The organism is Amphritea atlantica (genome assembly GCF_018860855.1).
Lineage (GTDB): Bacteria > Pseudomonadota > Gammaproteobacteria > Pseudomonadales > Balneatricaceae > Amphritea > Amphritea atlantica_A.
In genome coordinates this window covers 1-14,398 of record NZ_JAHKQE010000023.1, presented here as the reverse complement: position 1 = coordinate 14,398, position 14,398 = coordinate 1, and the positions used below count along the sequence as shown (strand labels likewise).

Below are 14,398 nucleotides of genomic sequence, written 5' to 3'. Positions count from 1 at the left end.
CGCCAGCCTAGAGGATACAAGCAAAACCGGCTGAAGGCTTGATGGAGATCGTTAATCTGAGGTGGGTTTTTGAAAATAAGATGAAAAAGCCGCTAACAGAGTAGCGGCTTGAGGTGAACCGTGTGTTGTTTAAAGGTGTTCTTCTGCGTATTCCGCCAGACGTGAACGGAAGATACCTTCTAAGTGAATCGTTGAAGCACCTTCAAACCCTTTAAATCGTTCAACGACATAGGTTAGGCCTGAGGTGAGTGCAGTCAGATAGTTGGAATCAATCTGTGCTAGGTTACCCAGACAGACCATTTTACTATCCTTACCACAGCGGGTCAGAATGGTTTTCAGTTGCTGTGGTGTTAAGTTTTGCGCCTCATCAATCAGTACCACGGCGTTTTGAATACTACGTCCACGGATAAAGTTGAGTGATTTAAACTGTATGTTGGCTTTCTCAATAGCATATTTAACACTGCTTTGAGGGCGTTCATCCCCTTCATGCATCGCTTCTAGGTTATCGTGGATCGAGCTTAACCAGGGCGTCATCTTCTCTTCTTCGGTGCCGGGTAAGAAGCCGATATCTTCGGCTACCGGTGGGGTTGAGCGAGTGACAATAATTTTATTGTAACGGCCCTGCTCAATCACCATTTCTAGTGCACAGGCCAGTGCAATCAGTGTTTTACCAGAGCCTGCGGCGCCGTTTAACAGGCAGAGATCAATATCAGGGTCTTGAAGCGACTGCATGGCAAACGCTTGGTATATATTGATGGGATGAATACCCCAGCATTCCTGCTGCATCAATTTTTCGTAACCTAGATCTAACAACACAATCTCTTCATGGTTAACAGAGACAACCCGTGCGGCAAAATCTTTTGAGTCATCATAGATGTACTGACAAGGGTAGGTGTCGGGTAGTAGGTCGGGATTGATTTTATGGTAAGTGTTAGCGCCTTCTTGGTAACTTTTGACCTTATCCACTTTCTCCCAGAAGTTACCTTCAATATGGAAATGCCCTGAGGGCAGTAGGTCTAAATCAGAGACTAGTTGATCTTTGCGGTAATCCTCAACCTTTTGTAAACCCGCCCCAAGCGCTTTGAGACGCATATTGATATCTTTGGTAACGAGGATGATTTCGCGGTGAGGGTCGCTGCCCTGCAGGTGTAGTGCGCAGTTGATAATATGATTGTCGTTGTTTTTATTGTCTGGGAGAAACCCCTGACGTGTGGTGAGTTCATGATCGGGGAAAATACTTAATTTGCCCAGTCGAGTATCATCTTGTGTGCCGGGAACCAGAATCTGTACCCCTTTGAGAATCTGCGATGGGGTGGCAGCACTAAGAATGTTGTCAATTGCTCTGATGACGTGGCGAGCTTCCTGCGCCACGCTCTGCTTACGGTCCTTGATATTGTCCAGTTCTTCCAGAACGGTCATGGGGATAGCGACATCCTGCTCTTTAAATTCGTACAGGCAGTTAGGGTCATGCAGTAACACATTGGTATCGAGGATATAGAGTTTATCAGCACTCATACGGGTTTCCTTCTCGAGCCGACTCAGATGTTTACACAAATACCGGTAAAAAACCGCCGGCTTGTCTAGTCAGTTAAGCAGATGTTGGCGTAGGATTAAAGCTATCGCTAATATTTTTAAGGAGTTATTCGGTGCGGTATCAGAATATTGTTATTCTCACCGGGGCGGGAATCTCGGCAGAATCCGGTATCAGAACATTCCGTGCGGCGGATGGTTTATGGGAAAATCATCGTATTGACGATGTCGCAACCCCTGAAGCTTTTGAGCGGGATCCGGCATTGGTTCATACGTTCTATAACCAGCGTCGGGAACAGCTATTATTGCCAGATATTCAACCTAATGCTGCCCATGTAGCCTTGGCTCGTTTGGAGGAGCAGTTTACCGGGCAGTTTCTCTTGGTGACGCAAAATATTGATAATCTACATGAGCGGGCTGGCAGTCATAACCTGATTCATATGCACGGCGAGTTATTAAATCTCCGCTGTACGACGTCCGGTCAAGTGTTTCCTCATCATGGGCCGGTGCTGCCGGATGCGCGTTGTGGTTGTTGTGATCAGCATGGCACATTGAGACCGGATATCGTTTGGTTTGGTGAGATGCCGATGCAGATGGAGCTAATCTATGATGCGCTTGAAGCTTGCGATCTGTTTATTTCGATCGGTACTTCCGGCCATGTCTATCCGGCAGCAGGCTTTGTCGAAATAGCGAACAGTGTGGGAGCTGAAACGGTGGAAATTAACCTCGAACCGTCGAAAACACAGTCGGCTTTTGATCGCCATATTTATGGTCCTGCTAGCCGAGAAGTACCCCGTTTTGTTGAAAGTTTAATCAGTAGTTAATGCTTCTTTTTCAATAAGTTATTGGAGCACTGTAATATTATTAACTATATTGTAACCTGAGTTATATATTTTTTAGTGGGTTCAACTGGGTATCGAGTATCAGTGCAGATGAATCGATACAAAGAAAGAGATACCGCGCGATCCGCTAAGCCCTGTGTACAGCCAGATATTGTTTCTGTGCTGGGGTTTTTATTTAGAGGGGCAAGACCATGATGACAGAACAATTTGTAACGGCCAATATTACGCCGTTGGATAGTATGGATACACTTTCACCCTATGAAGTGGCCAAACTTCAGGACCGCAATGAGGCAGGCTTATATCCTTTATTTCGTCAATGTGCATTGGCGGTGCTCAATTGTGGCAGTGAGTCGGATAGCACTCAGCAGGTGTTAGATAAGCATAAAGATTTTGATATCAGAGTCAGTCAAAAACATCGCGGCGTACAGCTCGAACTGATCAATGCGCCCGCGAGTGCCTTCGTGGATGGCGAGATTATTCAGGGGATTCGTGAACATCTTTTTTCGGTTCTACGTGATCTACTCTACGTGGGAGATGAGTTTTCAGCTAAGTGCTGCGATGGTTTAGATGAAGGCGGGGAGACCACCAATATGGTGTTCCATATCCTGCGTCATGCTAAAGCGATTGAACCCCATGTTAAACCTCACTTGGTTGTTTGTTGGGGAGGACACTCCATCAGTCGCGAGGAGTATATCTACACTAAACAGGTCGGTTATGAGCTGGGCTTGCGGGGCATGAGCGTCTGTACAGGCTGTGGCCCCGGAGCCATGAAAGGGCCAATGAAGGGCGCTACCATTGCTCATGCTAAGCAGCGTGTTAGTGATGCTCGTTATGTTGGTATCTCCGAGCCGGGAATTATTGCCGCCGAATCGCCTAATCCGATCGTCAATGAGCTGATTATTATGCCGGATATCGAAAAACGGCTGGAAGCTTTTGTTCGCCTTGGACACGGCATTATTGTTTTTCCTGGTGGGGCTGGCACCGCGGAAGAGATTCTCTATATGCTGGGTATTTTGCTACATGAACGTAACAGCACCTGTCCGCTACCGTTGATCTTTACGGGCCCTGAAGGCAGCGAAGCTTATTTTGAAACCGTGGATAAGTTTATTCGTGCAACCTTGGGCGATCGTGCGGCCAGCCTGTATGAGATTGTGGTCGATGATCCATACGAGGTGGCACTGAAAATGAAAGCGGGAATGGCGCGGGTCACTGATTATCGCAAAGCCACCGACGAATCCTTTCATTTCAATTGGCAGCTCTATATTCCGACCGAGTTTCAACAGCCGTTTGAACCAACCCATGAGAACATGGCATCACTCGATCTGACCCGCGATCAACCGGATTATCAACTGGCGGCTACGTTACGTAAGGCACTGTCCGGTATTGTTGCGGGGAATGTTAAAGCGCCGGGTGTTCGTGCGATTGAGGAATTTGGCCCGTTTGAACTGAGTGGCGAAGCGGATCTTGTCGGCGAATTAGATGCGTTGTTGGCCGCCTTTGTGCAGCAGCGGCGTATGAAAATCGATTATGAGGAATACCAACCCTGTTATCGGTTAGTGCAAGCCGAGACGGCTTAATCCATTGAGATAACTGGCATGAGCTAAAAAAGCCTGCGGATAGCTGTTCGCAGGCTTTTTTGTGGCGGATTGGCAATGGGGAGAGTTCTAGCGAGATGCCAGTTGATAGTGACTTTCTTTAAGACGTCCAAGAATCTAGCCAAGCCGTAAAATATTGGTAATATGACGGCCTCTTTTACTGACTCACTGAGAATCGCTGATGCAATTGCTGTTTGATATTGTCATACCTGTTTTTATTCTCATGGTACTGGGGTGGGGCTGCTCTCGTACTGGTTTATTAGAAGCATCGAGTGAGTCCGCACTCAATCGCTATGTGTATTATATTGGTGTGCCGGCGTTGATGTTTACGTCAACGGTGACGGTTGATATTCAGTCGGTATTACAATGGGATTTTATTGCCGTTTATTTAGGCGGCGGCGTGATAGCATCAGCGGTCGCATTTTTGGCTTGGCGAAAAATGCAGCTTAGTGAACCCCTCGACTGGACGGTGGTTGCGCTGAACTCCGCTTGGGCGAATACCGTCTATATGGGCGTGCCGATCTTTTATTTTTTGTTTGGTGATCGGGGCGCGTTGCCGGTGATTATCGCCACCTTAGCCAGTAATATTTTGTTTATTCTGGTGTTGGCGCTAATGTCAGAATTACAGAGTAGTCAGGGTGGCATACTGGCAAAACTTAAAACGTTGTTGTTGCAGGCGGTGCTTAAGAATCCGGTGATGATGGCACCGTTGCTTGGGATGTTAGTGTCGGTCAGTGGTATTAGTTTACCGGCTATGATTTTAACCCCGATACAGATGTTAGCGCCTTCTGCTGCGCCAGTAGCACTCTTCGCGTTGGGTATGTCCCTTAGCGGATTATCTGTTCGCGGCGGTAGTTTTGAGTTGGTTTGGCTGACATTGGTAAAACTGGTGTTGCACCCGTTGGCAACATTTGGCTTGGCGCTATGGGTTGGGCTGGAGCCATTTTGGGTTGCCAGTGCGGTGGTGTTAGCGGCGCTACCCACCGGTGCGATGGTGTATGTATTGGCGCAGCAATATAACACGAGGGTGACACTGACCTCGGCAACCATTATGGTGACAACATTAGTATCGGTGGTGACGTTGGCTATATTGCTACCGCTGATGAAACAATTAGGTAGCTAGCGAGTCATTTAGGAGAAATATGATGCAGTGTCATAAGGTAGATTACGAGATTATCGGTAACTCAATGCCGATGCTGGAAGTGGAGTTGGACCCTGGAGAAACCGTGGTGGCAGAAGCAGGGTCGATGAACTACATGGAACAGGATATCGGCTTTGAGACTAAAATGGGGGATGGCGCCGATCCGGAACAAGGGATGTTCTCAAAACTGTTCTCGGCGGGTAAACGCATGGTCACCGGTGAATCGCTATTTATGACGCACTTCTCCAACAATGGTAGCCAGAAACGTAAAGTCGCTTTTGCAGCACCCTATCCAGGCATGGTGGTGCCGGTGGATATGTCACAAACCGGTAATCGTCTGTATTGCCAGAAAGATGCCTTTCTGTGTGCTGCGCTCGGAACCCGTTTATCGGTGGCTTTCTCCCGCAAACTCGGTGCTGGATTTTTTGGTGGTGAAGGCTTTGTGCTGCAAAAGCTGGAAGGTGATGGCATGGCCTTTATACAAGCTGGTGGCACGGTAGTGAAAAAAGAGCTGAATAATGAAACGCTGAGAATTGATACCGGCTGCCTGGTCGGCTTTAGTGAAGGCGTTGAGTATGACATCGAGATGGTTAAAGGATTGAAATCGATGTTTTTAGGCGGTGAGGGGCTGTGGTTGGCAACCCTATCGGGTACCGGCACTGTCTGGGTTCAGAGCTTACCTTTCTCGCGTCTTGCGGATCGGATTATCGCAGCGGCTCCTGCGATGGGTGGTAAGAATAAAGGTGAGAATTAAGTAAGGCTGTAGGGGTGAGGTCATAGAATGGCGTGCTTTTCATGTCATTTTTATGACTTTCTGCCCTAATAAAGGTATATTTCCCCGATATTTCTTATCGCGATTTTTGGTTTTTCAGTCATGCTGCGTAATAAACTGGTTATAACATTAACAACTGCGCAGGGATCTCGGCAGTATACGCTGGGACAATTGGCTCGCTATCTGCTGGTTGTTTTTTTATTGGTAGCCGTCTGTAGTTTCTTTATTTCTAACTTGCTATTGGTCAAAACTTCAGATGAACTCGATGCGTTAGAGCAGGGTATCAACTCACTATCTAGTCAGTATGAGATGACCTTGGGCACACAGGAACTGCAGAAAGGGCAGTTGGATCAGTTATCGTCCACTCTGCAAGAGTTGAAGGTTGAGCGGGACAAGCTGCAGGAGGAGAACCTCCGCATTGGCGAGCTTAATGAAACCCTCGATGCCAGCCTCTTCGGTCTTGAAGACCTGCTGGGATTACCACCTTCGAAAAGTATGACATCTGATCGCGCCGATGCCTTGACGGTGATGACCAATCAGCGACTATTTTTTCTCAGTGTATTGCCCAATGGCGAACCCATCGATGGGCTGCGTATTAATGATTCTTACGGTATGCGGATGCACCCGATTCGTAAGAAAAAAGTGATGCACAATGGTATCGATTTTAAAGCCCGCACGGGTACACCGGTGTATGCCACGGCGGATGGTGCGGTAGAGTACGCCGGTATGCATCAGTCGAGCGGTTTTGGAAACCTGATTATTTTGCAGCATGCACTTGGGTTTAAAACCTATTATGCGCATCTAAGCAGCGTAAAAGTAAAAAGTGGCACCTTTGTCAGTAAAGGTCAGTTAATTGGTTTGAGTGGTAATACCGGTCGATCAACAGGGCCTCATCTGCACTATGAGGTTCGTTATCTATTCCGCCCTATCGACCCCAAGCCGTTTATCGCTTGGAATATAAGTAATTTCGATTCACTGTTTTCAGAAGTAAAAGGTGTAAAATGGGCTTCTTTACGAAAAATGTACCCGCTAAATCAGGTGCTGGAAACGGCTCAGCAATAACGATTATCGCTGAGGGTAATAAATTCAGCGGTGATATGAGTATTATCGGCCGTATGCATATTGATGGTACCTTTGAGGGTAACGTCTCATCACTAGATAATATCTCTATTGGTAAAAATGGTCATGTTCACGGTGTTGTTAAAGCCAATCACATTACCGTTTGTGGTCTACTCGAGGGTGAGGTGATTTGCGATGAACTCGAGATTGACCGTGGCGGCAAAGTAGTGGCAACGGTGATCAGTAAAGTGATGGCGATTCATCCGGAAGGTAACTTTATCGGTGAGCGTCGGATGAAAGAGATTGGTGTGTTAGAGCACTCGCCCAAAATTGAATCCGGTGTTGATGCCATTGACTCACTGCCGGATAAAGTCACCCTTAACAGTACTAAGGAGTCTGTATAAACGATGTGTGAACTGCTCGGCATGAGTGCCAACGTCCCGACCGATATTTGCTTTAGCTTTAGTGGCTTGATGCAACGTGGTGGCGAGACCGGCCCCCATAAAGATGGCTGGGGAATTGCCTTTTATGAAGGCAAAGGGTTGCAGGTGTTTCATGATCCGGCCCCGAGCTGCCAATCTGAGATCGCACAGCTGATAAAGCAGCATCCCATTAAGAGTAAAACGGTGATTAGCCATATACGTCAGGCGAATGTCGGTAGTATCTGTCTCGAAAATACCCATCCGTTTACCCGTGAACTCTGGGGATTTAGCTGGACCTTCGCCCACAATGGTCAGTTAGATCAACGATTGTTTGATCTGCCGTTAACCTCCTATCAGCCGGTGGGCACGACTGACAGTGAATACGCGTTCTGTTGGTTGCTCGGTCAGGTGAGGGAGCGTTTTCCTGAACGGCCGAGTGATTTTTCTCAGGTAATTGAGTTTATCCACTGTTGTGCCGACCAGTTACGTGAGCTGGGGGTTTTCAATATGTTGCTGACGGAATCTGAATATCTACTGGCCTACTGTTCCACTAAGCTGTCATGGATTACCCGTCGGGCACCCTTTGGTCGGGCGCGGTTAACCGATGAAGAGCTGACGGTGGATTTTGGTCGAGAAACTACCCCTCACGATATTGTCACGGTGATCACGACCGAACCCTTGACCGATAATGAACACTGGCGAAAGCTGCAAACCGGCGAGATGATCGTCTTTCGGGAAGGTGTACAACAGCCGCTAAGCCGCTGCTTTGGTCACGCCTGATCTAAACCTCTTGTAAATTGAATATCCCATTGTGACTGTCACTATTAAGCAACTATATGCCCGGCTGGATAACTGCCTGATTGCCGACCGTTTTGCGATACGGAAAAAAATCCAGCGGCTGCAACAGAGCATTAAACAGCAAAAGCCAAATGATCGTCTGCAAAATGAGATAGACGCGGCGCTGCAGCGTTCAGAAGATCGGGTCGCGCGACGCGATTATAGCCAGCCGATTAACTATCCTGATCTGCCGGTGAGTGGTCGTCGGGAAGAGATCGCCAAAGCGATAGCGGAACATCAGGTGGTGGTTATTGCGGGTGAAACTGGCTCGGGTAAAACCACCCAGATTCCGAAAATCTGTCTCGAACTTGGCTTAGGTAAAGTAGGGTTGATCGGTCATACTCAGCCCCGCCGACTCGCCGCTAGAACCGTGGCAAACCGTATTGCCGAAGAGTTGCAAACCTCCTTGGGTAGCACGGTGGGTTATCAGGTACGTTTCACCGAACAGGTGGCGGACAATACCATGGTCAAGCTGATGACCGATGGCATTCTGCTAGCTGAGACGCAAAATGATCGTTATCTCGAACGCTATCAAGTACTTATTATCGATGAGGCCCATGAGCGCAGTTTGAATATCGATTTCTTGCTGGGTTATCTACATCGGATTTTACCGAAGCGCCCAGACTTGAAAGTGATTATTACCTCGGCGACGATCGATCTCGACCGTTTCTCTCAGCACTTTAATAATGCGCCGGTGATCGAAGTCTCTGGCCGTACCTTTCCGGTTGAGTTGCACTACCGTCCATTAGAAGAAATGGACGACAATAGTGAAAAAAGTATTCCCGAAGGGATTGTCTGTGCAGCTGAAGAGCTGGTTCAGTTAGAGCGTAAGAAGGGCATCACCGGCGCCGGTGATATTCTGGTATTCCTCAGTGGCGAGCGAGAGATTCGAGAAGCCGCTGAATACCTGCGTAAAGCCGCCCAGCAAGGACGCCTAAGACATATCGAGGTGATGCCGCTGTATGCCCGCCTCAGTGTCGCCGAGCAGAATAAAATATTCTCATCGGTACGCGGCGCTGGACGACGTATTGTGTTGTCGACCAATGTGGCGGAAACGTCGCTGACGGTGCCAGGTATTCGCTATGTCATTGATCCAGGATTGGCGCGTATCAGTCGTTACAGCTATCGCTCTAAGGTGCAGCGCTTGCCGGTCGAGCCGGTATCCCAAGCGAGTGCTAATCAGCGTAAAGGTCGTTGTGGCCGAGTGGCCGAAGGGATCTGTATCCGTTTGTATTCTGAAGAGGATTTTAACGCTCGTCCTGAGTTTACTGATGCTGAGATTCGCCGTACTAACTTAGCCGCCGTTATTTTACAGATGCTCAATGTACGGCTCGGCGCGATTGATGAGTTTCCCTTTATCGACCCGCCCGATAGTCGTTATATCAATGATGGCTTTAAGCTTCTACAGGAGCTTGGGGCGGTTGATGCAAAACGTCAGCTAACCAAACTAGGTAGGCAGTTGAGTCGGCTGCCGGTAGACCCTAAGATCGGACGGATGTTATTAGCCGCGGCCAAGAATAACTGTCTCAGCGAGATGATTGTTATTGCCAGTGCGCTGAGTGTGCAGGATCCACGTGAACGGCCGATGGACAAACAACAAGCGGCGGATCAGAAACATCGTGAATATGCCGATGAAGAATCCGACTTTGTTACCTTGGTGAATTTATGGAATCTGTATGAAGAGCAGCGCCAGGAGCTCAGCCAGAACCAGCTAAGAAAATACTGTCAAAAGCAGTTTCTCTCTTATATGCGGATGCGTGAATGGCGGGATGTGCATCGTCAGTTACACCTTATTTGCCGTAATCTCGATTATAAAGAGAACACTCAACCGGCAGGGTACGATGCGCTGCATCAGTCCTTGTTGACCGGCCTACTGGGTAATATGGGGTTCAAGCAGGAGGGCAAAGAGTATCTCGGCGCTCGTAATCGGCGCTTCAATATCTTTCCAGGCTCGATGCTCTATAAAAAAGCCCCAAAATGGATTATGGCCGCCGAACTGGTAGAAACCAGTCGGCTGTATGCCCGAATGGTGGCGCGTATTGATCCTCTCTGGGCTGAACCATTGGCTGGACACTTGGTGAAGCGTAGCTATTTGGAGCCGCACTGGGAGAAGAAAAAAGCTCAGGTGGTCGCGCAAGAGCAAGTAACCCTCTATGGGTTGATTATTGTGCCGGGGAGAACGGTGCATTATGGCCGGATCGATCCAGAGGTTAGCCAGCAAATATTTATTCGTAGTGCGTTGGTGGAGGGGCAGTTTACAACTCAGGGCCAGTTTTTCAGTCACAACCGTAAACTCTTAACCTCAATAGAAGGTCTCGAAGCTAAAACCCGGCGGCGAGATCTGCTGGTGGATGAAGATACCTTAACGGAATTCTATACCCTGCGACTGCAAGAGAATAACGGCGGTGCGGTGGTCAATGGCGCCGGATTTGAAAACTGGCGCAAAGAGGTGGAGCAACAGAATCCTAAAATCCTGTTTATGCAGGAAGAAGACCTACTGCAGCGTTCTGCTGATCATGTGACCCGTGCTAGTTATCCCGAGCAGTTAATGCTCAACGGGGTGAAGTTAAAACTCAGCTATCATTTTGAGCCCGGTGCGAAAGATGATGGTGTCACGCTGCAAGCGCCCTTGGTGCTGCTCAATCAAATCTCAGCTGAGCGGCTCGAGTGGTTGGTGCCGGGGATGCTCAAAGAGAAGTGTGTGGCGCTGTTGAAAGGGCTGCCGAAATCGCTGCGTAAAAACTTTGTTCCTATTCCTGATTATGTCGATGCCTTCGTTGAGGCAGCGGTGTTCGCTGAAGGTTCATTGAATGAAGCGCTGGCATTGCACCTTAAACGGATGACCGGTGTTCGGATCAGCAAGGATGATCTGGATGCGGTTAAGTTGGATGACCACTATCGGGTGAATATCCGTTTGCGCGGTGAAAAAGGTAATACGGTCACCGAAGGGCGTGACCTGTCGGCGCTTCAGCAAAATTTTGGCGCGCAGGCTCGTCAGGCACTGACGCAAGCGCCATCGGAAAGCTGGGGCCGTAAAGGGATCATCGGCTGGGATTTTGGTGATCTACCTGCTGCTATCACCTTAAAACAGGCGGGAGGCTTGGAGCTTGAAGTCTATCCGGGATTACAAGACTGCGGCGATAGCGTTGAACTCAAAGTATTTGATGATCAGACGATGGCGGCCTATCAGAACCGATTAGGGCTAGCGCGTCTTTTTTTACTGCAACTGAGTGAACAGGTGCGCTATCTGAAAAACCGCTTACCGGCGTTTCAGCAAACAGCCATTTTGTTGGCGAAGGTACAGAACCGTAATCAGTTACATGAGCAATGCTTATTAAGCGCTGTGATTGCAACCTTTCTGAGAGATGATGCCGATATTCGCACGCAACAGCAGTTTGATGATCGGCTGAGTCAGTATCGAAGTGAATATTGTCAGCAAGCGGAGAAACAGGCTGAATTGCTAGGCACAATTGCTAAACAATATCATGGGCTTCAAAAGCAGCTTTCAGGTTCGGTTAATCTTCAGGCGGTTACTATTCTCAACGATATCCGGCAGCAGCTAGAGGGACTGGTGTGTAAAGATTTTTTACTTCGCGTCCCTGTTGAGCAACTGCAGTCGTACCCTCGTTATCTGAAAGGTGTTGAACAGCGGCTAGAAAAGTATCAGCGTGAACTGCCTCGTCAACGGATGCTGAGTGAGCAGTTGCAACAGTTGACCCGTCAGTATCGAGGGCAAGCGGAGCTCGATAGCAAACATAACCGCTACAACGAGACGCTCGATGAATATCGATGGATGCTAGAAGAGTACCGGATATCCTTATTTGCTCAACAGCTTGGCACCAGAGCGACAGTCTCTGAAAAACGGCTGAAACAGTTATGGCAGCAGATTGAATAACGATCTGGTTAAGTGTTTCTGATCTGTATCAAGGTTGTCAGTAAAAGTTCCATAAAATGGCGCCAAACAACAGAAAAAGGTGGGTTAGATAGTTGCTAAGCGTTAGTTGCTATGGTGTAATGCGTGAAATTTATTTAGAAGTGATTCATAAACGTCGGTTTTTAATCGTTTTTGACCTATAATAATTAGGCAAACCGGTTGAGTAACCTAGGTTAATTAGTCGAATCGCGATAGAATATGCAAAAGACGGCTTAGATTGTTGATCTAGAGTCGGTTAATGCAGAGTTTTCGGTCTATGTAGGATTTATTTCTTGCATAGGATTGAAATAATTTTGAATTATAGTATTTTTCTTGGTAGCTGAGCGTAGTTGATGACGCAAGGCCAACGAAGAAATTATAAAGTTTAACTACTAGTACGTTAAATATTGAAGGGGAAATGTTAATGAAAAAGTCTCTAATCGCTCTGGCTGTTGCCGGTGCTCTGACGGCTCCAATGGTTGCTCAAGCTGACGCAACTCTGTACGGTTCTTTGCGTGTTCAAGCAACTTCTGCTGATAAATCAGATTTTACTATCGAAGACAACACTTCACGAATCGGTATTAAAGCGACTTCTGAGCTGTTCTCTGGCGCGACTGCAATCGCTCACTTTGAAACTTATGCAAACACTGAAACTGGTGCTCTAGGTTCTGGTGACAAAGGCCGTCTGGCTTATGTTGGTGTTACAGGTTCTTACGGTACAGCAACTTTCGGTCGTCAGTGGATCCCTGCTTACCTGTTTACAGTTGCTAAAACTGATATCATGGCTGCTGCTAACACTGAAACCACTCACGACTATTCTACTGGTGGTCGTCAGGGTAACGTAGCTGCATACGTTTCTCCATCTATGGGCGGTCTGCAATTGGCTGCTGCTATCGTTGCACGTAACAGTGCAGGCGTTGATGCTGGCGATACTACAGATGATGTTGATGCATACCACCTTGCTGGTAACTACGCTATCGGTGATTTCACTGTAGGTCTGTCTACACTGCAATACCGTGGTACTGTTGACGAAGACATCAACTCTTTCGCTGTAAGCTATGCTGCTGGTGATGTTTACGTTGGTCTGTCTGTTGAAGACGACGAAGTAAACCGTAAGGATGATGATGCAATCATCGTTCTGGCTGGTTCTTATGCAATGGGTAACACTACAGTACTGGGTTCTTACACTGCTTTCGGTGATGACTCTGCTGATGTAGATCAAGGTAACCGTTACATTGCTGAAGTTCAGCAACAACTAGGCAAGCAAGCATTCGTATTTGCTAACTACATCGAAGCTGATGGCGATGCTGAAGATGCTGGTATGGCTACAGATACATTCGCTGTAGGTTATAACGTAAGCTTCTAATCTTTTTTAAAGATTAAGTTTATAGAAAGGGGCCCTTCGGGGCCCTTTTTGTTTGTCTCGTTTTTGTGTGGATTTAATGAATAATGGTAAACGCCGTTGGTTTTGCCGGTTGTTACCATTGTTTCTTGTTAGCAATTCTTTATGTTGTGATGCACAATACAGATTATTGTTCGTTTTAGGTTAGGGATACTATCTATGCCAATATTCAAACGCCTCTTGTTGACTGCTTTTGTTATGCAGTCGCTAATGTCACTGTCGGTGCAGGCCGAGGAGACGAGAGAGGTCGATCCATGGGAAGGGTTTAACCGGAGCATGTTTAGTTTTAATGCCACGATTGATCGTTATGCTTTGAAGCCGGTTGCTCAGGGGTATCAAGCGGTTACGCCTGATATTGTTGAGACAGGGGTCGGTAATTTTTTCGGTAATTTAGCCGATGTTGGCAGTATGCTGAATAACCTGCTGCAATTTAAGCCTAAGGCGGCGGTGCAAGATCTTTCTCGGGTTGTATTTAATACCACAATTGGTTTAGGGGGAATCCTTGATGTTGCAACCCCGATGGGGTTGCCGGAGCATGGTGAAGATTTCGGCCAAACACTGGGGTATTGGGGAGTTAAAACTGGCCCTTATCTGGTGTTGCCTTTCTTGGGGCCATCGAATGTTCGGGATGGCATTGGTTTAATCCCCGACTCGTTGGTTGACCCTGTGGGTGAGATCGACCCTATCCGCACCCGTAATCAGCTTTATGCTTTAAGAGTGATCGATACGCGGGCGGAGTTGTTTGCTGCAGAGGAGCTTCTCAGCGGTGATCGCTATACCGCCATGCGAGACGCCTACCTACAGCGCCGTGAGTTCTTGGTGAATGATGGCCAAGTCGCCGCCTTCGATGAAGATCAGTTCTAGTCGGGTGCAGTGAAGAATGAA

At 47.8% G+C, this 14,398-nt stretch carries 11 protein-coding genes; 10 read left to right on the top strand and 1 reads right to left on the bottom strand.

Going from position 1 to position 14,398, the window contains the following annotated elements:
- Window positions 1-129: 129 nt before the first annotated feature.
- Entirely contained in the window at window positions 130-1,515 is a 1,386-nt protein-coding gene (locus KO512_RS10330) for a PhoH family protein (protein ID WP_215952273.1), read from the bottom strand.
- Window positions 1,516-1,646: 131 nt separating this feature from the next.
- On the opposite strand from KO512_RS10330, the gene cobB reads away from it, so the two are divergent.
- From cobB to KO512_RS10280, 10 genes are all read left to right on the top strand, one after another.
- Complete coding sequence (gene cobB, locus KO512_RS10325; protein WP_215952272.1) at window positions 1,647-2,354, top strand: Sir2 family NAD+-dependent deacetylase; 708 nt, start codon at window positions 1,647-1,649, stop codon at window positions 2,352-2,354.
- Between the two features lie 209 nt (window positions 2,355-2,563).
- Complete coding sequence (gene ppnN, locus KO512_RS10320; RefSeq protein ID WP_215952271.1) at window positions 2,564-3,949, top strand: nucleotide 5'-monophosphate nucleosidase PpnN; 1,386 nt, start codon at window positions 2,564-2,566, stop codon at window positions 3,947-3,949.
- 199 nt (window positions 3,950-4,148) lie between these two features.
- Window positions 4,149-5,090 carry an AEC family transporter gene (locus KO512_RS10315; protein ID WP_215952270.1) on the top strand — a complete coding sequence of 314 codons (942 nt, stop codon included), beginning with the start codon at window positions 4,149-4,151 and terminating at the stop codon, window positions 5,088-5,090.
- A gap of 19 nt (window positions 5,091-5,109) precedes the next feature.
- Window positions 5,110-5,862: a TIGR00266 family protein gene (locus KO512_RS10310; protein ID WP_252734971.1), complete on the top strand. Its 753-nt coding sequence runs from the start codon at window positions 5,110-5,112 to the stop codon at window positions 5,860-5,862.
- A 120-nt stretch (window positions 5,863-5,982) separates the two neighbouring features.
- Window positions 5,983-6,942, top strand: coding sequence for a M23 family metallopeptidase (locus tag KO512_RS10305; RefSeq protein WP_215952269.1), 960 nt, complete (start codon window positions 5,983-5,985; stop codon window positions 6,940-6,942).
- Window positions 6,882-7,343 carry a bactofilin family protein gene (locus KO512_RS10300; RefSeq protein WP_215952268.1) on the top strand — a complete coding sequence of 154 codons (462 nt, stop codon included), beginning with the start codon at window positions 6,882-6,884 and terminating at the stop codon, window positions 7,341-7,343. Before KO512_RS10305 ends, KO512_RS10300 begins: the two co-directional genes overlap by 61 nt.
- A 3-nt stretch (window positions 7,344-7,346) precedes the next feature.
- On the top strand, window positions 7,347-8,141 hold the full coding sequence (locus KO512_RS10295) for a class II glutamine amidotransferase (protein WP_215952267.1): 795 nt from the start codon (window positions 7,347-7,349) through the stop codon (window positions 8,139-8,141).
- A 31-nt stretch (window positions 8,142-8,172) separates the two neighbouring features.
- On the top strand, window positions 8,173-12,093 hold the full coding sequence (gene hrpA, locus KO512_RS10290; protein WP_215952266.1) for an ATP-dependent RNA helicase HrpA: 3,921 nt from the start codon (window positions 8,173-8,175) through the stop codon (window positions 12,091-12,093).
- A 442-nt stretch (window positions 12,094-12,535) separates the two neighbouring features.
- Entirely contained in the window at window positions 12,536-13,477 is a 942-nt protein-coding gene (locus KO512_RS10285; RefSeq protein WP_215952265.1) for a porin, read from the top strand.
- 195 nt (window positions 13,478-13,672) lie between these two features.
- The gene (locus KO512_RS10280) at window positions 13,673-14,377 is read left to right on the top strand and encodes an MlaA family lipoprotein (RefSeq protein WP_215952264.1); all 705 of its coding nucleotides are present in this window, start codon (window positions 13,673-13,675) and stop codon (window positions 14,375-14,377) included.
- Window positions 14,378-14,398: the final 21 nt, after the last annotated feature.